Below are 20,002 nucleotides of genomic sequence, written 5' to 3'. Positions count from 1 at the left end.
GCCCGGCCCGCAGCAGCCGCACCGTAGGCTTGCCCGGCCCGGCGCGCTAGCCCGGCTCGCGCACTGGCCCGGCCCGCAGCAGCCGCACCGTAGGCTTGCCCGGCCCGGCGCGCTAGCCCGGCTCGCGCACTGGCCCGGCCCGCAGCAGCCGCACCGTAGGCACCACGCTCGCCACGATCGCGAGCAGCAGACACAAGCCCACCACTCCACTCACCACCTGCCACGGCACGACCAGGGCGACCGGCGCGCCGACCTGCTCGCTGAGCCCCGCCCGAATGCTCAGCAGCGCCACGAGCGCGACCCCGCCGCCGAGCACCGCCCCGATCAGCACGACGAGCGCCGATTCCGCAGTGACGAGCCGCAGCACCTGCCGGCGGGTCGCGCCGGCCAGCCGCACCGCCCGCAGGTCCACGGCCCGACCGGCCGCCGCCATGAGCAGGGTGTTGGCGACGGCAATGGCACCGTACCCAGCGGACACCGCAATCAGCAGCACCGTGAACAACCAGACCAGACGATCCTCGGCGCCGTCCTGCTCCGCCGCCCATGTGGCCACGGCGACGACCCGCGCGCCCGCCCCGGCCGGCACGTCCACGCGTTCCCGGACGAACACCGCCGACGTCAACGCCGACGGATCGTGCGCGCGCACCACCGCCCGCGGCAGCACCAGATCGCCGGGCACCGAAGCATCGGTAATCACGGCGACGACCCGCAGCGACACCACCGTCCCGTCAGCGAACACAACCGGATACACCACCGGACCACCCACCGCCCCGGTCCCACCCGCCGCAGGACCGGTCGCCGTGCCGGTGATGGCGGCCGCTGACGAGGCGGTCAGCATCACGGTGTCGTCGCCGCGCAGGTCGGTGACGGCGCCGCTGAGCACCTCAAGGCGGCGGTGCACCGCGGCGAACGCGGCCGGGTCGACGCCGAGCGCGACCCGCGCCCGCGGCGCGCTTCCCGACTCCGCGGGCGCGAACACGGTCGTCGGCAGGATCGCCGCGCCCGGCACCGCCTCGGCCGCCGCGTCGGACAGACCCGGTGCCTGGTCGGGCGCCACGACCCAGCCTGCGTCGACCCGCGCGGACCGGCCCGCCGCGTAGGCGCCGGTCGACGTGCGGACCAGGCCCGACACCAGCACCGCGAACGCGACCGTCAGCAGCACCGGCGCTGCCGTCGACGCGGTGCGCCGCGCCGCGGTCAGCGCGCTGCCGCGCACCAGCATGCCGATCGCGCCGCCCCGCGTGCGCACCGGCGAGCGCAGCAGCCCGGCCACGGGCCGCACGATCGCCGGTGCAAGCGCGGTGACACCGGTGATGAGGGCCATCGCGCTGTACATGGCGAACGTCGCCGAGTCCTGCGCGCTGCCGGACGTCGCCGTCCCGACCGCGAGCGCGGCGCCCACAGCGACCAGCAGCAGGCCAGTAACCCAGCGGGCCCACCCCAGCGGCCGCTGCTCGACCGCCGCCTCCCGCAGCGCCTCGACGGGGCGCACCCGGGCCGCGCGCCGCGCCGCCGACCACGCCCCGAGCAGCGCGACAAGCGGACCCGCGGTGAGTGCCACGGCGACCGGCCACAGCACGAACCGCACCTCGAACGTCGCCGGCTCGAACCCGGCGTCGACGAGTGCCCAGCCCAGCGGCGTCGCGCCGGCCGAACCGATCGCCAGCCCGACGACCGCGCCGGCGGCGCCGACCGCCAGGGCCTCCCCCTGCACCATCCGCCGGATCTGGCGGGGCGTGGCGCCGACCGCGCGCAGCAGCCCGAACTCCCGGCGCCGCTGCGCGACCGCGAACGCGAACGTCGACGCGACCACGAACACCGTGACGAACCCGGACAGAGCCGCGACGGCGGTCAGCACCTGCATGCCGATCCAGCGGGTACGGGCGTCGTCGCGTGGCTCCAGCGCGGCCCGGTCATCGCCGGTGACGACCCGACCGGCGGCGCCGGTGACCGCCCGCGCGGCGGCCGTGACACCGGCCCGGTCCGCGCCCGGGTGCAGCAGCAGGCCGATCGTGTCGACGGCCGGGGCGAGGGCCGCGGCGACCTCGTCCGCAACGTGGAAGCCGGGCGCGTCGACGGTCCCGCTCACCGTGTACGCCGAGGGCCCCCCGGCCGTCAGCAGCGTGACCGGGTCGCCGGGCGACAGTCCGAGCGCCCGGTCGACGGCGACCTCGCCGGGTCGGTCCGGGGCGGCACCCGCGGTCAGGCGCAGGCCGCCGAGCCGCGCGCTGGACCAGCCGTGCCCCTCGCGGGCGTCCTGCCGGTCGCCGTCGGCGGTATACGGCCGGCCGCCGACGACCGCCTGCACGTAGAACGTGCGGTCGGGCACTGCGGCCGCGACCCCCGGCAGCGCGGCGAGCCGCCCGGCCAGTGCCGTCGCAGCGTCCGACGACCATGGCACCGGCGGCGTGAACGGGTCCGCCGGTGAGGTCGCCGCCGGGCTGCGGACGATGACGGCGGCGTCCGCCAGCCGGTCCGGCACGAGCGCCCGCCCCGACGCGAACAGCAGCATGGCTGCCGTGACCAGCGCGATCCCGACCGCGACGGCGACGAACGCCCCCGTGAACCGCCGCACCGTCAGCGCGACCGCGCCGAGGCGCCCTCCCCCGCCCGGCCGCCGGCTCAGCATGACGGCCCCGCAGCGCCGGCCTCGACGGCGGCCTCGACGGCGGCGGTCCGGGCGGCGACCGCCTCGGCGGTGATCGCGCCGTCGAGCTCGTCGACGATCCGGCCGTCGGCGAGGATCACCACCCGGTCCGCCCACGCCGCCGCGACCGGATCGTGCGTCACCATCACCACCGTCTGCGCGTGCTCGTCGACAAGCGCCCGCAGCAGCCGCAGGATCTGCCGGGACGTCGCGCTGTCCAGGGCGCCGGTCGGCTCGTCGGCGAACACCACCGCCGGCCGGCTGATCAGCGCTCGGGCGATCGCGACCCGCTGCTGCTCACCGCCGGACAGCTCGCTCGGCCGGTGCGCGGCCCGCTCCGCCAGGCCGACCGCGCTGAGCGCCGCCGCCACGTCACCGTCCGCCGGCCGCCGGCCGGCCAGGCGCTGCGGCAACGCCACGTTCTGCGCGGCGGTGAGCGTCGAGACCAGGTTGAACGCCTGAAACACGAAGCCGATCCGGTCGCGGCGCAGCCGGGTCAGCGCGTCCTCGTCCAGGTCGTCGAGGCGGGTGCCGTCGATCGTGACCGTGCCCGAGGCAGGCCGGTCCAGGCCCGCCGCGCAGTGCAGCAGCGTCGACTTGCCCGACCCGGACGGCCCCATCACCGCCGTGAACGTGCCGCGGCCGAAACCCACCGTCACACCCGTCAGGGCCGTCACTTGTCGTGTGCCGGCGCCGTACACAGCCCGCACGTCGTCGAGGAGCACTGTCGGTGTCGTCATGACCCCAGACACTGCCCCGATGTCGGGGTCGGGCGCGTCCGACTCAGGTCGTTGGATTGGGTCCTGCTTGAGGTGTACGAAAACCGCCCGGCACCCGATTCGTCATACTCAAGGATGACCCGTCGGGGCCGACCTACGAATGACGCGGCCCCAACCTACCTGCGGCTACCGTCGACGGCGTGAGCGAGCTCCTGCTAACCCGACGGCTCCGGCCGGTGGACCTCTACGCGATCGACGTCGTCCTCGCCGTGGTCGCCGGTGCGATGCTGTGCGCCTACGCGGCGCTGGAGTCACCGCTGGACGGCAGCGTCGTGGAGCCCGTGTGGGTGTCGGTGCTGACCGGCGCGGTCATCGGGCTGCCGGTCGCGGTGCGCCGCCGCTTCCCGGCCGGGGTCGCGATCACCGTCAGCCTCGCCACGACGGTCGCGCTGGCGACCGGTGTCATCCCCAACTACGCCGCCGCCGGGCCGTCGGTGTCGCTTGCCCTCGCCTTCTACACCCTGGCGGTCGCGACCCCGCTGCGGTGGTCGCTGACGGTCGCCGCCGGTTGCCTGGCCGCCGTCGTGGCCGCGCTCGCCGTGACCGGCGGTGACCTGTGGTCCACCACCGGCGCCGTGGTCTATGGGATGGTCATGACCGCGCCCGGCTGGCTGATCGGCTGGACGGTGCGCGAGCGGCGGGCCCTCGCCGCCCGGCAGAGCGAGCAGCTGACCCGGCAGGCGGTCGCCGAGGAGCGGCTGCGGATCGCCCGCGAGCTGCACGACATCGTCGCCCACACGATGAGCCTCATCGTGGTCAAGGCCGCCGTCGGCAACCACGTCGCCGAGGCCAGCCCGCAGGAGGCCCGCGACGCGCTGCGGGTGATCGAGGCGACCGGGCGCGGCGCGCTCATGGAGATGCGGCGGGCGCTGGGGATGCTGCGCGACGAGACGCCGTATTCGCCGGCGCCGGGCCTCGCCGACCTGGACACGCTCGCCGGGCAGGCATCGCACGGGGACGTGGACGTGCGGGTCGAGGTGACCGGGCCGGCGCCACGGGAGGGGGTGCCGGAGTCGGTGGGCCTGGCGGTGTACCGGATCGTGCAGGAGTCGCTGACCAACGTGGTGAAGCACGCCGCGCCCGCCACCTGCCGGGTCGCGGTCACGATCGGCCCCGCCGACGTGCGGGTCGACGTCACCGACGACGGCCGCCGGCCGGCCCGCATGCCGGGCGCCGGGCACGGGCTGATCGGGATGCGGGAGCGGGTCGCGGCACACGGCGGCGAGTTCAGCGCCGCCCCCCGCGACGCCGGCGGGTTCACCGTGTCGGCCAGACTGCCGTATGCCCCCGCCGGAGTGGCGGCATGATGCGCGTGGCCGCCACGGATCAGGTGTTGCCGGCACACGGCATGCCGGCGCCGCCCAGCCACGGCCGCGCGGGTCGGGGTGGCAGCATCATGCCCACGGTGTCGGCAGCGGGCCGGGCGTGGGCATGGCCCGGCATGCCGGTGCTGCTCGGCCGCGGCGCGTTCCGGGTCGGGGTCCTTGACGCGAGTGGTGTCGGCTGCGGGCAGGGCGTTGTCCCAGGGCGTTCCGCGGGTGCCGTTCGGCGACAGGCTGCGAGCGGGTTGGCCGGCAGCATCGTGCACGCGGTGTCCGCAGCCAGTCGGGCGTTGTCGGGACGCGGCATGCCGGTGTTGCTCGGCGACGGCTGTGTTCGGGTCCGGGGTCGCGGCGTGATGCGGGTGGCGTCGGCTGCGGGCAGGTCGTTGTCGCGGGACGTTCCGCGGGTGCCGTTCGGCGACAAGCCGGGAACAGGTTGGGCGGCAGCATCCATGCGCGCGGTGCCTAAAGCTGGCCGGACATGGTCATGGCCCGGCGTGCCGATGCTGCCCGCCACGGCTGTGCGGGTCGGAGCGGCGGCGTGATGCAGGCGGTGGCGGCGGGACGGGCGTGGATACGGCCCGGCGCGCGGGCGATGCCCGGCCACGGCCCCGCACGGTTCGGAGCGGCCGCGTCGCGCACCTGGTGTCGGCGGCGGGATGGGCGTGGGCACGGCCCGGCGCGCGGGCGATGCCCGGCCATGGCTGCGCGGGTCGGAGCTGCGACGTGCTGACCACGGAGCCGGCGGCGGGACGGGCATGGCACGGCCCGGCGCGCGGGCGCTGCTCGGCCACGGCTGCGCGGGTTGGAGCGGCGGCGTGACGCGGGCGATGTCGGCGGCGGGACGGGCGGGGTCGCGGCAGGGCGTGCGGGGGCAGCTTGGAGACAACGGCGTGCGGGGACGGTTCGGAGACAACGGCGTGCGGGGACTGTTCGGAGACAACGGCGTGCGGGGACGGTTCGGAGACAACGGCGTGCGAGGACGACTCGAAAACAGCGGCGTGCGGGGCGGGGGTGTGGGGTGATCCGGGTGCTGATCGCCGACGATCAGGCGCTGTTGCGGGGCAGTTTCCGGGTGCTCGTCGACCTGAGTGAGGACTGCACGACGGTCGCCGAGGCTGGCAACGGCGTCGAAGCGGTCGCGCTCGCGGGGCGGCATCGGCCCGATGTGGTGCTGATGGACGTCAGGATGCCGTTGATGGACGGGATCGAGGCGACCCGGCGGATCTGCGCCGACCCGGCGACCGCTGAGACCCGCGTGCTGATCCTCACCACGTTCGACCTTGACGAGTACGTCTACGGGGCGTTGCGGGCCGGGGCGAGCGGGTTTCTGCTCAAGGACACGCCGCCGGCGGAGTTGCTCAGCGCGATCCGGGTCGTTGCCGCCGGGGAGGGGCTGCTCGCGCCGTCGGTGACGCGACGGTTGATCGGTGAGTTCGCGCGGCGGCCCGCGGGTGTGGCACCGCTGCACCGGCGGCTGGACGGGGTCACCGGGCGGGAGCGGGAGGTGCTGACGCTGATTGCGCGGGGATCGTCCAATGTGGAGATTGCCGGGCAGTTGAACCTGAGCCTCGCGACCGTCAAGACGCACGTGAGCCGGCTGCTTGCCAAGCTTGAGGTGCGTGACCGGGCGCAGCTGGTCATCGTCGCGTATGAGACGGGGCTCGTCACGGTCGCGTAACCACCGCACCACGGGGCGTGTCGGCAATGCGACGGGATGCGGCGGGGGCGAGGAATGCCGTGGATGCTCGGGGCCCACGACTCCCAGGAGGTCCAGTATGAGGCCCAGACCCGCACCGGTCACCGCGGCACGGTGGCTGCTCCTGATTGTCGCGACGCTGCCGTTGGTCAGTGCGTTGCTCGGGGTCGGGCTGTTGGACGAGTTGCGGAGGGCGTACATCGCTGCGTACGGCGGGGTGCGGGGCGGCGACGAGGCGTCCGGTGCCGCGATCGCCGGTGTTGTCTCCGGTGGGCTGATCCTGGTGATCTGCGCGGTCCCGGCGCTGCTGCTGGGCGGGCCACGCAACTGGGTGCGGATCGTGGTCTGGGTGCTGTGCACGATCGGTGTGTGCTGCCTGAGCCCGGGTGTGCTCGGCGGCACTTCAGTGACCTCGCCCCGGATCCTCAGCTCCGGGGTTACGTCGGCTGAGATCACCGCGCGGATCGCGGACACGATGCCGGGCTGGTACGTGCCGGTGACGATGGTCCTGGCCGCCGCGTCGGTGCTCGGCATCGTGGCCGTCGCGGTGCTGCTGGCGTTGCCCGCGTCGAACGCGTACTTCCGCAGGCCGGCACCCATCGCGCCACCGCCGCAACCATGGCCCGGCGCCAGGCCTACGGCACCTTGGTAAAGAGCCCTACGGCACCGGAGAGCCCTACGGCACCTTGGTGAAGAACTCGTAGGCGATGCCGTCCGGGTCGAGGACGTAGACGCCGCGCCCACCGCCCAGATGGTTGATCCGCCGGTCGATGAGGCGCGGCGCGGAGCCCCACTCGAGGTCCGACCGTTGCGCGTACGCCAGCGCGGCGTCGAAGGTGCTGTCGTCGACGAGGAACGCATAGTGGCCCGGTCGCGCACCCGACCGGTCGTCGAAGTCGAGGGTGAGGTCGGCGTTCACCTGTACCGGCGCGAATGGGCCGGCGGGGTCGCCTGCCTCGACGCCGAGCAGCCCGGCGAGCAGCCGGGCACCACGGTGGCGGTCGCCGACCGGGACGATGGTGTGGTTCAGCACGATGGTCATGGCGCTCCTTCAGATTGTGCGGCGGCGAGGCGCACGAGATAGGCGGCGAACCGCTGGGCGTCGCGGGCGGGCCAGTCCGCGACCATGCGCGCGAACGTCTGCTCCTGCCACGCGCGGGCCGCCGCGAGCAGGTCCTCGCCGGCCGGCGTCAGGTCCAGCTCGGTGCGGCGCGCGTCCTGCGGCGACACCGTCTTCGTCACCAGGCCGGCCGCGACCGTCGCGGCGAGCATCCGGCTGGCGTTGGACCGGTCCAGGCCGAGCTCCACGGCGACCTCGCCGATCTGGGCCGGCCGGCCGTCGCCGCGGGCGGCGGCGACCGCCTCCAGGACCAGGATGCGCGCGACGTCGCCGCCCTCGTCCTGGGTGATGCCCGCCGCCCACCGCCGCGACCAGAACCGGACCAGCCGGAACAGTGCCGGCCCGCCACCCGTCACATCATCTGTGCGCATCGCACAGATAATACGTGCGATCCGCACGGATCCACAACAGGCGGCGGGGGCGGCCTTACCGCGGCTGGCCCAGGAACGACCGGGAGGCCTGGCGCTGCTGCTCGGTGGTGAGGAACGCGGCGAACTCTGCCCGCTGCGCGTCGGTCATCGTCTCCTTCGGCACGGTGATCGACTGCACCTTGCCGAGCATCAGGTACCACGCCTCGGGCGTCTCCACGACCCTGTCCACGCCGGCCCACCGGTATTTGGTCTCGGCCAGCGGGAAGGCGACGGTGAGCCACTCCTCGGTGAGGGTCATGTGGAAGCCGTCCTTGATGACGTGCGACTGCATGCGCACCGTGCGGCCCACCACCAGCGGCGACATGGCGGTCATGAACACCACGCCCAGGACGACCGCCAGGAGGGTCACCTCGAACGCCTCGCCGGTCGTGGCCAGCAGCAGGCCTACGAGAACGAGGACCGCGCCCAGGACGCGGATCAGCCGCATCTGCGGCCGGAGCACGATCTTGATCGTGCGGCGCAGGCGGCCCTCGTCGTACGGCACCCACATGCTGATCTGCATCGGCGCATCGTAGGGCACGACGCGCGCACCGGAAGTCCCCTGGCCGGCGCGAACTGGACCTCGAGCGCGGTTGAGGTCCTACGATCTCCCTCATGGCCGTCATCCAGGGGGATCGCAGGACGTTCTACCAGCTGCTGGTCAACACGCTGCTGGTGTCGGTGGTCAACTACACGGCCTGGTTCGCGATCACGTTCTACGTGTACCTGGAGACCCGGTCGGTGTTCGCCACCGGTGTCGTGTCCGGCATCTTCCTGGTGATGACGGCCGTCACCGGGATCTGGTTCGGCAGCCTCGTCGACCACCACTCCAAGACCACGATGATGCAGGTGTCGGCGGTCGCGTCGTTCCTGCTGTACGCGGCCGCGTTCGGCATCTATCAGACCGTGCCGCGGGAGGAGTTCACGGATCCCGCGAGCGTGCCGCTGTGGGCGCTGATCGTGCTGCTCATGTTCGGCGTGATCGTCGGCAACATCCGCACCATCGCCCTGCCGACGCTGGTCACCGTCCTCATCGAGGAGGACACCCGGGACAAGGCCAACGGCCTGGTCGGCACGACGTCCGGGGTGTCGTTCCTGGTCACGTCGGTGATCAGTGGCATCCTGGTGGCGATCGGCGGCATGTTCTGGGTCCTCGTCATGGCGCTCGCGGTGCTGGCGGCCGCCGTGGTGCACCTGTCGTTCGTCCGCGTGATTCCCGCGGCGGATCAGGCCGACGTTTCCGCCGGTGTACCGGCGAAGCGCACCGTCGACCTGCGCGGCACCATCCGCGTGGTGGGCGAGGTGCCCGGGCTGACCGCACTGATCCTGTTCTCCACGTTCAACAACTTCCTCGGCGGCGTCTACATGGCCCTCATGGACGCCTACGGCCTGTCCCTCGTCTCCGTCCAGACGTGGGGCCTGCTGTGGGGCGCGCTGAGCGCCGGCCTCATCGTCGGTGGGTTGTGCGTGGCCCGCACCGGGCTGGGCAGCAACCCGGTCCGGCTGCTCCTCGGCGTCAACGTCGTGCTGTGGACCGTCACCGTGCTCTTCCCGCTGCACGCCTCGATCGTGCTGCTCGGCGGCGGCATGCTCATCTACATGATGCTGGTGCCCTACGCCGAGGCCGCCGAGCAGACCATCCTGCAGAAGGTCGTGCCGTATGAGCGGCAGGGCCGCGTGTTCGGCTTCGCGCAGAGCGTCGAGCAGGCCGCGTCGCCGCTGACCGCGTTCCTGATCGCGCCGATCGCCCAGTTCGTGTTCATCCCGTTGATGACCGACGGCGCGGGCGCCCGCGCGATCGGCGGCTGGTTCGGCACCGGCGCCGACCGTGGCCTCGCGCTCGTGTTCGTGCTCACCGGCGTCATCGGGCTGGTCGCCAGCCTGGTCGCGCTGCGCAGCGGCCCGTACCGCCGGCTGAGCCACCATTTCATGACCGCCCGTGCCCCAGTCCCGCCGGCCGGCGACGACGCGGTCCACGTGGCGACGTCCGGCGACGGCAGTTCCCGGTAGGCACCGGGCCGGACCCGCGAGGACAGGCCCGCTGAAACGGACAGGAGGTGGCCGAGGTGGCCGGGACGACGGTGGCCGAGGTGATGGCCGAGCTGGCCGCGCTGGAGGACCCGAAGGCGCGGGCGGTGAACGAGCGGCACGGCGACGATCACGGCGTGAACCTCGGCCAGTTGCGCGCGCTCGCGAAGCGGCTCAAGACGCAGCAGGAGCTCGCGGGTGAGCTCTGGGCGACGGGTGACACCGCGGCCAGGCTGCTGGCGCTGCTGATCTGCCGGCCGAAGGCGTTCGAGCGGGCCGAGCTGGACGTCATGCTGCGCGAGGCGCGCATCCCCAAGGTGCACGACTGGCTCGTGAACTACGTGGTGAAGAAGCACCCGCACGCCGAGGCGCTGCGCGTGGCCTGGTTCGCCGACGCGGATCCGGTGGTCGCGAGCGCCGGCTGGGCGTTGACCACCGAACGCGTGGCCAAGCGGCCGGAAGGCCTCGACCTCGTCGCGCTGCTCGACGTCATCGAGGCACGGATGCGCGACGCCCCGCAGCGGCTGCAGTGGGCGATGAACCACTGCCTGGCGCAGATCGGGATCGAGCACGCCGAGCACCGCGCCCGCGCGATCGGCATCGGCGAGCGCTTGGAGGTGCTCAAGGACTACCCGACCCCGCCGAACTGCACGTCCCCGTTCGCCCCGATCTGGATCACGGAGATGGTGCGCCGACAGCAGGAACAGTAGGGGAGGTAGGCTGCGCGGGCGGTCACGAAACCCTGCCGCCGGCAACCGGATCGAGCGAGGGAGCAGCGCATGGAAGCAGATCGCCAGGTGCTGCAGGTGCTCGTCGTCGAGGACGACCCCGGTGACGTCGCACTGGTGGAGAGCGCGTTCGCCGAGCACAACATCCGCAGCACGCTGCACCACGTCGCCGACGGCGGCGAGGCCCTCGCGTTCCTGCACCGCGACGATCCCTACGGTGACGCGCCGCGACCGGACCTGATCCTGCTCGATCTGAACATGCCCCGGGTCGACGGCCGGCAGGCGCTGGTCATGATCAAGACCGACGACCGCCTGAAGTCGATCCCGACGATCGTGTTCACCACGTCGTCCTCGGACAGCGACATCAGCTCCAGCTACAACGCGCAGGCCAACGCGTATGTGACCAAGCCCCTCAACCTCGACGACTACGAGCGGGTGATCAGCGAGATCCGCAACTTCTACGGTCACATCGTCGCGCTTCCCGGCCGCACGTCCGACGACGAGGCGACCTGATCGGGCCGTGACGGCCGCGGCCCTACGCGAGGGCCACGTGAGGACCGGCCACGGCCCTACGCGAGGGCCAGGAACGGCAGGCCGGCATGGCCGAGCGCCTCGAGGTACAGCTCCTCGGCCGGCCCTAGGTCCGGCAGCTGCCCGTTGAGCTCCAGGTTCACCATGCCGTGCGAGACGGCCCACAGGTGCAGCGCGACGCGCCGCGGGTCGCCGGCGCCGAAGATCCCGGCGTCCTGGCAGCGCGCCACCGCGTCGACCAGCGGCTGATACGTGGCGTCCGCCGCCTCGCGGTCAGCCGCCGACGGCCGGAACTGCGGGACGGTCCGGCCGAACATCAGCCCGTAGAGGTGCGGGCTGGACAGCGCCGCCAGCCGGTACGCCAGGCCCAGCTCGACCAGGTCGGCGAGGGGTTCGGCGGTCTGCGGCACGGCGGCGAGGGCGGCGCCGAGGCGGCGGAACCCCTCCCGGTGCATGGCCGCGAGCAGGCCCTCCTTGTCGCCGAACAGCGTGTAGACCGGCATCGTGGAAACCCCGGCGGCGGCGGCGACCTTGCGCAGCGACAGCCCGGCGGGCCCGTGCTCGACCAGCAGCCGGGCCGCCTCGTCGACCAGCCGTGCCTCGTTGACGTGCGCCATGCCGCCGACTATAACAATGTTATGAGCGATAACAGTGTTATCGGCGTGCTGATCCCCCTGCACGCGAGCGGCGCCACCGTCGCCCTGCTCCTGGGCGCCTGGAACCTGCGCCGCAACCCCAAGGGCGACCGCCCGCACCGGCTTGTCGGCCGGGTCTGGGTCGTCGCCATGTACTGGACGGTGATCAGCTCCTTCTTCATCAAGGAGCTCACCCCCGGCCGCTTCAGCTGGATCCACGGCCTGTCGATCTTCACGTTCGTGACGCTGTCGATCGGGCTGTGGGCGGCCGTGACCCACCGTGTCCAGACCCACCGCCGGTTCATGACCGGCTCCTACTTCGGCCTGCTCGGCGCGTTCGCGGGCGCCGTCGCGGTGCCGGCCCGCGACATCCCGCAGTGGCTGGTGCACGAGCCGGCCCGCCTCGCGCTCGGCGCGGCCGCCTGCCTGCTCGTCGCGGCCGCCGTCATCACCGTGAGCCGGCGCCGCCGCGCGGCCCGGCCCACCTCGAACGCCGCCAGGACCTGACGGGCACCACGGACGGACACGACACCGCTACGATGTCCCCCGTGCGGACCCGGACCGTGGTGTTGACGATCGCCGGGGTCTGCGTCGTGGCGCTCGCCGCCGGCGTGATCGTCGCGCAGCGGCTCGAGGCCGCCACCAAGGACGAGCGCGACTGCACGGACCAGCTCCAGGTCGATGTGTCCGCCGTCCGCACCGCCCGCGAGTGGACCTCCGAGGACATTCCCGGCGTCGGCGACTACGTCGAGATCCACTGGCAGGCCGACACACCCGGCAGCCCCTGCTCGCGGGCGCCGGGCCCGACCGACTGGCAGTATGAGGGCGTCCTGCGGCTGCGCGACACGGACACCGCGGCCTTTGCCGCCTGGCCGGCCGCGACCGGGGCGCCGTCGGTCCGCGACGCGCTGCGGTCCTTCGTGCCCGCCGGGGTCCATTGGCGGCACGGCGGCGGCTTCCCGCAAAGCGTGCACGGCCGCGTCGTCGACCTCTACGTCGATCCCGACCTCGCCGTCGCCTGGTTCAGCCTGGCCGACTCCTGACCCGCAAACCGTTTGCGCCGGCTCCTGACCTGCAAACCGTTTGCGCCGGCTCCTGACCTGCAAACCGTTTGCACCGGCCCCGGCACCCGCAAACCGTTTGCCGGGGCCGGTAATGTCCATGCTGCGGGGCCGGCTCCTGGGCGTGCTTCCTTCTCCTGCTCGTAGCCGGTCCGCCGGCACGACTTCTCTCAGCGCGCCCGCTCACCGGCCCCGCCCGCACACCGTCGAGCCGACCGGCCAGCGAAGCACGCGGCGGCAGCCTAGGTTGAAGGTCATGACCGAGACCATGCTGCACGTCAACGAGGTCGACCTCTGCGTCGAGACGTTCGGTGACCCGGCCGACCCCGCGATCCTGCTCATCGACGGCGCCGCCGCGTCGATGCTCTGGTGGGACGCCGGCCTCTGCGCACGGATCGCCGCCGGCGGCCGGTTCGTGATCCGCTACGACCAGCGCGACACCGGCCGCTCCACCGCCTACCCGCCCGGCAAGCCCGACTACTCCAACACCGACCTCGCCCGCGACGCGGTCGGCATCCTCGACGCGTTCGCGATCGCCCGCGCCCACATCGTGTGCCGGTCGATGTCCGGCGGGCTCGGCCTCATCCTCGGCGTGGATCACCCGTCGCGGGTCGCGACGGTGACGTTCGTCAGCACCTCCACCGGCGCCGACGGGCTGCCGCCGTCCACAGTGGAGCACCCGGAGCCGACCGGCGACGCGGTCGCCGACACCGTCGCGGCGGTGCGCGCCTACGCCGGCGGCTCCCCGTACTTCGACGAGGCCGCGACCCGGGACCTGGCGCAGCGCGACGCCGACCGGGCCACCGACATCACCACCGCCGGCAACCACTACGCGATGCGGTTCGAATCACCAGCCGGCGGCGGCTTCGAGGATCTGCGGGTGCCGGCGCTGGTCGTACACGGGGATCTGGATCCGCTGCTGCCGCTGCCGCACGGGCAGGCCGTGCGCGACGCCGTCCCCGGGGCACGGCTCGTCGTGCTGCCCGGCGCCGGGCACGACCTGCCGCCGCAGCTGTGGGACATGTTCACCGAAGAGCTGCTGCGGCACACCGGGAACCGGCCCGCGGATCCCCGCGTCTGACCACCATGACGAACGATGGACGCGGGCGCTGGCTGGGTGTCGCCGCCGCGGGGGTCGGCACCCTGGTGGCGTTGGTCGCGGTGGTACTGGTGGTGAACCGCCCGGCGAGCGACCCCGAGGAGGCGGCACCACCGATCGCCTCGAACACTGCCTCGGACGCCACCGCGAACACCGCCGTGGATCCGGTGGCGCTCGTCGTCGACGACGGCGACGTGCTCGAGGCGAGCGGGCAGGTGATCCTCACGCCCGGTAAACCGGCCCGGTTCTGCGCGCCGGTGCCGGTCCTGGCGATCGGCCGCGCCCCCGGCGAGAAACCCACCTGCTCGTCCGGCGTCGACGTCACCGGCGTCGACCCGGCGAAGCTCACCGGCGCCACGGTCGTCAGCGACGTCACCGTCGGCCAGGCGAAACTGCGCGGCATCTGGCAGTCCGGCGCCCTCCACGTGACCGGGCAGGGCGCGCCGGCCCCGGCGACCCCGACCGCGGTCGACGACGGCGTGCCGTGCCCGACACCGAAGGGCGGCTGGAAGGCCGGCGGGGACGCGGACAGCAACGCCATGCACCAGTACATCTACGAGCAGCACCCGGACCGGTTCCGGCCGCTGCGGGTCGGCTGGCCCGACGGCTTCCCCACCGGCGCCACCGACGGCCCGCAGCCGGCCCAGGTGATGGTCGTCGAGGTCGTCTCCGGCGACGCCGCCGCGGAGGAGCAGCAGCTGCGCAAGCTGTTCGCCGGCAACCTGTGCGTGGTCGCCGCGCCCGGCCGCCCCAGCATCGCCCGGCAGCAGCAGCTGCGCGACCAGGTGAGCGCGGGCATCGAGCCGCTGATGCGCGACCCCGCCAACGGCATCTACACCATGGGCGGCGACGACGTGTTCACCGTCGAGTTCGTGATGCTCACCCCCGGGCTGTACGAGAAGTTCCGCGCCGTCGGACTCGACCTGCTGCGCCTGGAGCCGTGGCTGCGGCCTACGCTGGAGCGGTGAGCAACAGCCTCGACATCCTCGGCCGCCGTAAACAGGTCAGCCTCACCACGTTCCGCAAGGACGGCCGGCCGGTGTCGACCGCCGTGTGGCACGCCATCGACGGCGGGGAGGTGCTGATCGTCACCGAACCCGGGTCGGGCAAGGTGAAACGCCTGCGCAACAGCGGCCGCGTCGTGCTCGCCCCGAGCGACATCCGCGGGCGGGTGCCGGACGGGGCGCCGTCGTTCGAGGGCTCCGCCCGCCTCGTCGAGGACCCCGAGGGCATCGCCCGCATCCGTGCGGCGATCGCCCGGCGGTACATCTCGGCCCGCATCGGCTACCTGATCAACCGGCTGCTGCACCGCACCACCGACAGCATCGGGATCGTCATCACCCTTTGAGCCGAACGTCGCGCACCGCCGGGCCGCCCGTGGCACGGTGATCCGGGGGTGGGCGGATGCTGGTGGTGGCGGTGCCGTGCGCGGTCCTGGCGGCGTGCGCATACGGGGCAGCCACCGCCGTCGAGCACCGGGCGGCCCACGCCGACCCGGCCGGACACGGCCTGCGCCGGGTCCTGCGGCTGGCCCGCGACCGGCGCTGGCTGGCGGGCCTCTCGCTGGACGTCGTCGCGGTCGCGTTCCACGTGACGGCCCTGGCCACCGGCCCGGTCGTGCTCGTCCAGCCGTGCCTGGTGCTCGCGCTGCCGGTGTCGCTCATCGTCGCGTGGCGGCTCGGCGGCCACCCGCCGACGGCCGCGCAGCTGCGCGCCTGCGCCTGGATCATCGCCGGACTGGCCGCCTTCTTCGTCGTGATCGGCGACCCGGGTGACGCCGACCCGCTCGGCGCCGGCCACGTCCTGGCCGCGGGCATCGCCGTCGCGGCCCTCGCCGCCGCGGCGCTCACGGCCGCGGCAGGGCGCCGGCCGAGAACGACCGCCACCGTGTACGGGCTCGTCGCCGGGGTCTGCGCCGCGCTCGCCGCGGTCCTGCTCGACGCGGTCGGCGCCGCCTGGCACGAGCAGGCGGCCCGCGCGCTGCTGCACCCCGACGTGCTCATCGCGGTCGCGGTCCTGGTGCCGGCCGCGATCGCCGGGGTCGCGCTGCTGCAGGTGGCGTTCGAGCACGACGGGATCGGCGTCGGCTACCCCGCGGACCTGACCGCCAACCCGGTCACCGCGGTCGCGCTCGGCGCGGTGCTGCTGCACGAGGACATCCCGCACTCGATGCAGGACCTGGCGCTGTTCATACTGTGCCTGGCGGTCATCGTCGCCGGCGCGTTCCGCCTCACCCGCGGAGCCTGACGGCCTGGCCGTCATCGTCGCCGGCGCGTTCCGCCTCACCCGCGGAGCCTGACGGCCTGGCCGTCATCGTCGCCGGCACGTTCCGCCCCTCACGCGGAGCCTGCCGGCCGCGCGTCCGGCCGGCGCGTCAAGCCCTCGACGCGGAAGCGACGGCCTCCCCTCGATGCCCGCCAACCCCGCTGCTCGCGCGGGGGTGACGGCCCTCCCTCGGCGGCCGCCACCCCCGCCGGTGCGGTCAGGCCTTGATGGCCGCGGCGCGGCGGATCGCGGCGGCGGCGATGTCGTTCGCGATCGTGGGGTCGCCGGCGCCCACCGTCGGGTCGGCGACCATGACGACGACCACGTAGCGGCCGACGGCGGCGGCGACGTACGCCACCCACCGGTCACCCTCGTCGTAGGTGCCGAGGAACAGCACCGAGTCCGGCCCGTTGACGTCCTCGGCGAGCGCGGTGAAGCCCTCCTCGTCACCGCCGGCCCGGCACCGCACCAGCTGCTCCTTCAACGCCGTCACGTACGCCACGGCGCCGCCGGGCCGGTAGCGGGCCACGTTTTCGTAGACGCGGTACCGGCGGCCGGTGCCGTAGTCGGCGGCGAGGCTGCGGCTGGCGACCGGCTGCGGCACCGGGGTGTCCGCGCACGGCTGCGGCAGCAGCGGATGCGCCAGCCCCGGCTCCACCGGCCCGGTCGGCTCGCCGCCGAGGTCCGCCGGCTGCAGCATGACCCGGTCCGGGATCCCGTGCGGCCGGGCCGCCGCCGCCGCGGTGCCGCCCATCGCCGCGGCACCCACGGCCGTGGCCATCAACACGATCAGTATCCGTTGCATGCCGACCATGCTGCCGATCGGCGACCGACGATGGATCGGGGCGCCTACCCAAACGCGGGTGAGTACGCCTACTCACCCGCGGCGAACCGGTGCCAGGCCGCCCGTACGGGTGCGGGTCACCGCGGCGGAGCGCCTCCAGCCGCTCGCCGGTGCCGGTGGCCGGCCCGTACGCGCTGAACAGCCGCTCCCAGTCGGTCAGCGCAGCGTGGACGGCGGGCCGAAGGTGACGCCGACGCCGGGTGAGAACAGCACGCTTGCCGGGGCACCGACCGGGGCCGGCAGGCCGGCGGCGGTGACCAGGGTGTCGTCGAGGTCGAGCAGCTCGGCGCGGTGCAACGGCCACCGCGGGTGCTCGTTGCGCAGGTGCAGGGTGCGGCCCCAGGCGCGGGTGTGCAGCCCCCAGCGGGCGGTGACGAAGTGCTCCAGCGGCGTCGGCTCGGTGATCGGCGCGCCGACCCGCACCGCCATGGCGTTCACCGCGGGGCGGGGGCCTGGCCAGCGGCGGCGGCTGGTGTACCGCATCACGTCGCCGTCCTGCTCCAGCCGCATCCTGGCCCACTTGTACGGCAGCCGCAGCGACACTTGCGCGGTCAGGACCGGCAGCAGCCGTTCGGCCTCCAACGACAGGAACACCACGGCGCGGCGGCCCTCGCCGTCGACGCTGTAGAGCCGCACGTTGGTCTCGCAGAACGTGCCGAGATACGGCAGGCCCGGCCCGCTGAACAGGCCGAGCCGCACCATCCGGAAGCCGATCAGCCCGACGTAGGTGACCCCGTCGAGGGTGTCGGGGACGGTGCCGGCGGGCAGGAACGGCGCGACGACCTGCGGCGGCACCGCCCAGTGCAGGAACGCGAGGTCGTGCCAGCGCTGCACGAGCACGGAGCGGCGCACCGGGCGCGGTGTCAGCGGGGTCACGTCCTCGACTCGCACCACACCATCATGCGGCACGGGCCACCGGGACCTGGTGGCCCGTGCCGCACGTGGTGCTCAGCCCGCCGGCCGGATCACGTCGCGGGTCCAGCGCAGCCCGTCCGCCGACTGGTACAGCGCATCTTCGTCGAACGCCAGGTACACGCCCGGCGCGGCGGCCAGGACCCGCGCGCCGTCCTTGTGCAGCAGCGCGCCACCCAGGCCGGGCTGGTTCGCCGGATGGTAGCTGTTGCCCCCGTCGGTGCTGGTGTACCAGCGGTACGGCAGGTCGTTGCTGGCCAGCACGACGTGGCTGCCGTCGGCGGCGACGTACGCGTCGCCGCCCTGGTAGTACCTGCGCGGCAGCGTCTGGCTCGGGTGCACCCGCTGCCACGTCAGCCCGCCGTCACCGGTGCGGAAGACGAGGGTCTGGATCCCGGCGGTGGCCCGGGTCGTCGGCCCGACGCCGGTGCTGTCGGTGGGATCCGGCGTGGAGATGATCGTGTACCCGGTGACGCCGTCGGTGCTGGCCGGCAACGCGAACGTGTACATGTCCGAGGGTGCCTCGCCCGTCTCGGCGCGGGTGAACACGTGCGCCGACCAGGTGCGGCCGCCGTCGCTGCTGACGGCCACGGCCGGGCGGTGCTCGCCGGTGGGCTCCCGGCCGGTGACCCAGAGCCTGCCGCCGGGATACACGCCGACGATCCCGTCGACGGCCACGTCCGGCTGGGTGTCCAGCGGCGCCGAGCGGGCGTTGACCGGGTCCACCCCGATCAGCACGCACGGGTCGTCGAGCCGTTGCGGCTCCGCGCACTGGATCCAGCCGCCGGCCGGGACCTGCGGCATCGTGCCGGCCACAGCGTGGACCTCGGCCCAGGTCCGGCCGCCGTCGCGGCTGACCCACGGCACGTGCAGCAGCTTCGGGCCGTGCGGGTCGGCGTTGTCCTTCTCCAGGATCCGCAGCAGGGACCCCGGCACGGGCGCGTACAGGTCGCCGTCGAGGTTGCGCATCCGCACCGTCCAGGTCCGGCCGCCGTCGTCGGAGCCGGCCAGGTTGAGCGTGCACTGCGCCGCGTCGCCGCTGCCGGTGCAGCCCCAGACTTTGGCGTACAGGTGCTCGGCGTCGGCCGCGGCGATCGAGACGATCGAACCGTCCCGCACGCCCGGCGGGCGCCCGTCGGGGGTCTGTGCCGGCGTCGGGGTGCCCGACGGTGCCCCCAGCACCCCGGTGCCCAGGGCGGCCACCAGCGCGACGGCCGCGGCCCCGCACACCGTCCAGGCGGTCGTGCGGCGGCGGCGCCGCTGGAACGCCGCGGCGTAGACCCCGTCGGCGGACAGCCGGCTGGGTGGGGCGTCGATGTCGGCCGCCTCGTCGAACCGTGCTCGCATCTGGCTCATCGCAGGCCCTCCATCATCGTCAGCTCACCGTCTGCCTCGAGCAGCTCCCGCAGCCTGGTCAGCCCCCGCGCGGTCTGGCTCTTCACCGTCCCTTGTGAACACCCCAGTACCGCCGCGGTCGCGGCGACGTCGAGGTCCTGGTAGTACCGGCACACCAGCGCCGCCCGTTGCCGTGGCGGCAGCCGGCGCAGCGCGGCGGTGAACGCCATCCGCCCCGGTGTCGCCTCCGACGCGCCGGCGTGGCCGGTGACGTCGGGCGGCTCGGCGACGCTGCGTTCGCGTTTGCGCCACACCCGCCGCACGTCGGCGAGGTAGGCCCGCACCAGGCAGGTGCGCACGAACCCGTCCAGCGCCTCCCGGTCGCGGACCTTGCGCCAGCTCACCGCCAGCCGCATGAACGCCGTCTGGGTCAGGTCGTCGGCCCAGTACCAGTCCCCGCACAACAGGTACGCCGTACGGCGTACCGCATCACGGCGTGCCGTGAAGTACTCGCGGAACTGGCGCTGCTCTTCGGTCTCTCCGCTCGGCATCGCACCTCCCTGCCACTAGGTGCGCACCGGCGGCCG

Annotated in this window: 22 protein-coding genes; 12 read left to right on the top strand and 10 right to left on the bottom strand. The window is 73.7% G+C overall.

Features of this window, described 5'->3' with window-relative positions:
* Window positions 1–112 precede the first annotated feature (112 nt).
* Both AB0K00_RS46020 and AB0K00_RS46015 read right to left on the bottom strand, forming a co-directional pair.
* The gene (locus tag AB0K00_RS46020) at window positions 113–2,629 is read right to left on the bottom strand and encodes an FtsX-like permease family protein (protein ID WP_363535523.1); all 2,517 of its coding nucleotides are present in this window, start codon (window positions 2,627–2,629) and stop codon (window positions 113–115) included.
* A complete protein-coding gene (locus AB0K00_RS46015; RefSeq protein WP_363535520.1) occupies window positions 2,623–3,387 on the bottom strand; it encodes an ABC transporter ATP-binding protein in 765 nt (254 codons plus the stop codon). The genes AB0K00_RS46020 and AB0K00_RS46015 overlap by 7 nt, the downstream gene beginning before the upstream one ends.
* A gap of 179 nt (window positions 3,388–3,566) precedes the next feature.
* Here AB0K00_RS46015 and AB0K00_RS46010 point away from each other — a divergent pair, with 179 nt between their 5' ends.
* The 3 genes from AB0K00_RS46010 to AB0K00_RS46000 all read left to right on the top strand — a co-directional run bounded on the left by AB0K00_RS46010 (window position 3,567) and on the right by AB0K00_RS46000 (window position 7,099).
* A complete protein-coding gene (locus tag AB0K00_RS46010) occupies window positions 3,567–4,733 on the top strand; it encodes a sensor histidine kinase (RefSeq protein WP_363535517.1) in 1,167 nt (388 codons plus the stop codon).
* Window positions 4,734–5,769: 1,036 nt separating this feature from the next.
* Complete coding sequence (locus AB0K00_RS46005) at window positions 5,770–6,429, top strand: response regulator transcription factor (RefSeq protein ID WP_363535514.1); 660 nt, start codon at window positions 5,770–5,772, stop codon at window positions 6,427–6,429.
* A gap of 97 nt (window positions 6,430–6,526) precedes the next feature.
* The gene (locus AB0K00_RS46000) at window positions 6,527–7,099 is read left to right on the top strand and encodes a hypothetical protein (protein ID WP_363535511.1); all 573 of its coding nucleotides are present in this window, start codon (window positions 6,527–6,529) and stop codon (window positions 7,097–7,099) included.
* A 24-nt stretch (window positions 7,100–7,123) separates the two neighbouring features.
* Here the strand turns inward: AB0K00_RS46000 and AB0K00_RS45995 are convergent, their stop codons facing one another.
* The 3 genes from AB0K00_RS45995 to AB0K00_RS45985 are packed head-to-tail and all read right to left on the bottom strand — an operon-like array spanning window position 7,124 to window position 8,500.
* On the bottom strand, window positions 7,124–7,489 hold the full coding sequence (locus AB0K00_RS45995; RefSeq protein ID WP_363535508.1) for a VOC family protein: 366 nt from the start codon (window positions 7,487–7,489) through the stop codon (window positions 7,124–7,126).
* Entirely contained in the window at window positions 7,486–7,938 is a 453-nt protein-coding gene (locus AB0K00_RS45990; RefSeq protein WP_363535505.1) for a MarR family winged helix-turn-helix transcriptional regulator, read from the bottom strand. Before AB0K00_RS45990 ends, AB0K00_RS45995 begins: the two co-directional genes overlap by 4 nt.
* A 55-nt stretch (window positions 7,939–7,993) precedes the next feature.
* Entirely contained in the window at window positions 7,994–8,500 is a 507-nt protein-coding gene (locus AB0K00_RS45985; RefSeq protein ID WP_363535502.1) for a YcxB family protein, read from the bottom strand.
* Between the two features lie 92 nt (window positions 8,501–8,592).
* Between AB0K00_RS45985 and AB0K00_RS45980 the strand changes: the two genes are divergently transcribed.
* The 3 genes from AB0K00_RS45980 (at window position 8,593) to AB0K00_RS45970 (ending at window position 11,246) form a co-directional block, all read left to right on the top strand.
* Entirely contained in the window at window positions 8,593–9,987 is a 1,395-nt protein-coding gene (locus AB0K00_RS45980) for an MFS transporter (RefSeq protein WP_363535499.1), read from the top strand.
* A gap of 47 nt (window positions 9,988–10,034) precedes the next feature.
* Window positions 10,035–10,715: a DNA alkylation repair protein gene (locus AB0K00_RS45975; protein WP_363535496.1), complete on the top strand. Its 681-nt coding sequence runs from the start codon at window positions 10,035–10,037 to the stop codon at window positions 10,713–10,715.
* 69 nt (window positions 10,716–10,784) lie between these two features.
* Window positions 10,785–11,246 carry a response regulator gene (locus AB0K00_RS45970; protein ID WP_363535493.1) on the top strand — a complete coding sequence of 154 codons (462 nt, stop codon included), beginning with the start codon at window positions 10,785–10,787 and terminating at the stop codon, window positions 11,244–11,246.
* A 56-nt stretch (window positions 11,247–11,302) separates the two neighbouring features.
* Here the strand turns inward: AB0K00_RS45970 and AB0K00_RS45965 are convergent, their stop codons facing one another.
* Complete coding sequence (locus AB0K00_RS45965; RefSeq protein ID WP_363535490.1) at window positions 11,303–11,881, bottom strand: TetR/AcrR family transcriptional regulator; 579 nt, start codon at window positions 11,879–11,881, stop codon at window positions 11,303–11,305.
* Between the two features lie 21 nt (window positions 11,882–11,902).
* Here AB0K00_RS45965 and AB0K00_RS45960 point away from each other — a divergent pair, with 21 nt between their 5' ends.
* The 6 genes from AB0K00_RS45960 (at window position 11,903) to AB0K00_RS45935 (ending at window position 16,306) form a co-directional block, all read left to right on the top strand.
* On the top strand, window positions 11,903–12,406 hold the full coding sequence (locus AB0K00_RS45960) for a DUF2306 domain-containing protein (protein WP_363535487.1): 504 nt from the start codon (window positions 11,903–11,905) through the stop codon (window positions 12,404–12,406).
* Between the two features lie 41 nt (window positions 12,407–12,447).
* Window positions 12,448–12,942 (top strand): hypothetical protein, encoded by a 495-nt coding sequence (locus AB0K00_RS45955; RefSeq protein WP_363535485.1) that lies wholly within the window; start codon window positions 12,448–12,450, stop codon window positions 12,940–12,942.
* 274 nt (window positions 12,943–13,216) lie between these two features.
* Window positions 13,217–14,041 (top strand): alpha/beta fold hydrolase, encoded by an 825-nt coding sequence (locus AB0K00_RS45950; protein ID WP_363535483.1) that lies wholly within the window; start codon window positions 13,217–13,219, stop codon window positions 14,039–14,041.
* A 5-nt stretch (window positions 14,042–14,046) separates the two neighbouring features.
* Window positions 14,047–15,027 (top strand): hypothetical protein, encoded by a 981-nt coding sequence (locus AB0K00_RS45945; protein ID WP_363535480.1) that lies wholly within the window; start codon window positions 14,047–14,049, stop codon window positions 15,025–15,027.
* Window positions 15,024–15,407: a PPOX class F420-dependent oxidoreductase gene (locus AB0K00_RS45940; RefSeq protein ID WP_363535477.1), complete on the top strand. Its 384-nt coding sequence runs from the start codon at window positions 15,024–15,026 to the stop codon at window positions 15,405–15,407. The genes AB0K00_RS45945 and AB0K00_RS45940 overlap by 4 nt, the downstream gene beginning before the upstream one ends.
* Window positions 15,408–15,463: 56 nt before the next feature.
* Complete coding sequence (locus tag AB0K00_RS45935; protein WP_363535474.1) at window positions 15,464–16,306, top strand: DMT family transporter; 843 nt, start codon at window positions 15,464–15,466, stop codon at window positions 16,304–16,306.
* Between the two features lie 235 nt (window positions 16,307–16,541).
* Here AB0K00_RS45935 and AB0K00_RS45930 read toward each other — a convergent pair whose 3' ends face one another.
* The 4 genes from AB0K00_RS45930 to AB0K00_RS45915 all read right to left on the bottom strand — a co-directional run bounded on the left by AB0K00_RS45930 (window position 16,542) and on the right by AB0K00_RS45915 (window position 19,966).
* A complete protein-coding gene (locus AB0K00_RS45930) occupies window positions 16,542–17,129 on the bottom strand; it encodes a hypothetical protein (protein WP_363535471.1) in 588 nt (195 codons plus the stop codon).
* Between the two features lie 195 nt (window positions 17,130–17,324).
* Entirely contained in the window at window positions 17,325–18,059 is a 735-nt protein-coding gene (locus AB0K00_RS45925; RefSeq protein WP_363535468.1) for a DUF2071 domain-containing protein, read from the bottom strand.
* 57 nt (window positions 18,060–18,116) lie between these two features.
* Complete coding sequence (locus tag AB0K00_RS45920; RefSeq protein WP_363535465.1) at window positions 18,117–19,436, bottom strand: sialidase family protein; 1,320 nt, start codon at window positions 19,434–19,436, stop codon at window positions 18,117–18,119.
* Window positions 19,433–19,966, bottom strand: a complete 534-nt coding sequence (locus tag AB0K00_RS45915; RefSeq protein WP_363535462.1) for a SigE family RNA polymerase sigma factor — start codon at window positions 19,964–19,966, stop codon at window positions 19,433–19,435. The genes AB0K00_RS45920 and AB0K00_RS45915 overlap by 4 nt, the downstream gene beginning before the upstream one ends.
* Window positions 19,967–20,002: the final 36 nt, after the last annotated feature.

The sequence above is a fragment of the Dactylosporangium sp. NPDC049525 genome (genome assembly GCF_040676755.1).
Classification (GTDB): Bacteria; Actinomycetota; Actinomycetes; order Mycobacteriales; family Micromonosporaceae; genus Dactylosporangium.
The sequence above is the reverse complement of the archived record's forward strand: the minus strand, read 5'-3'. Positions and strand labels throughout refer to the sequence as shown.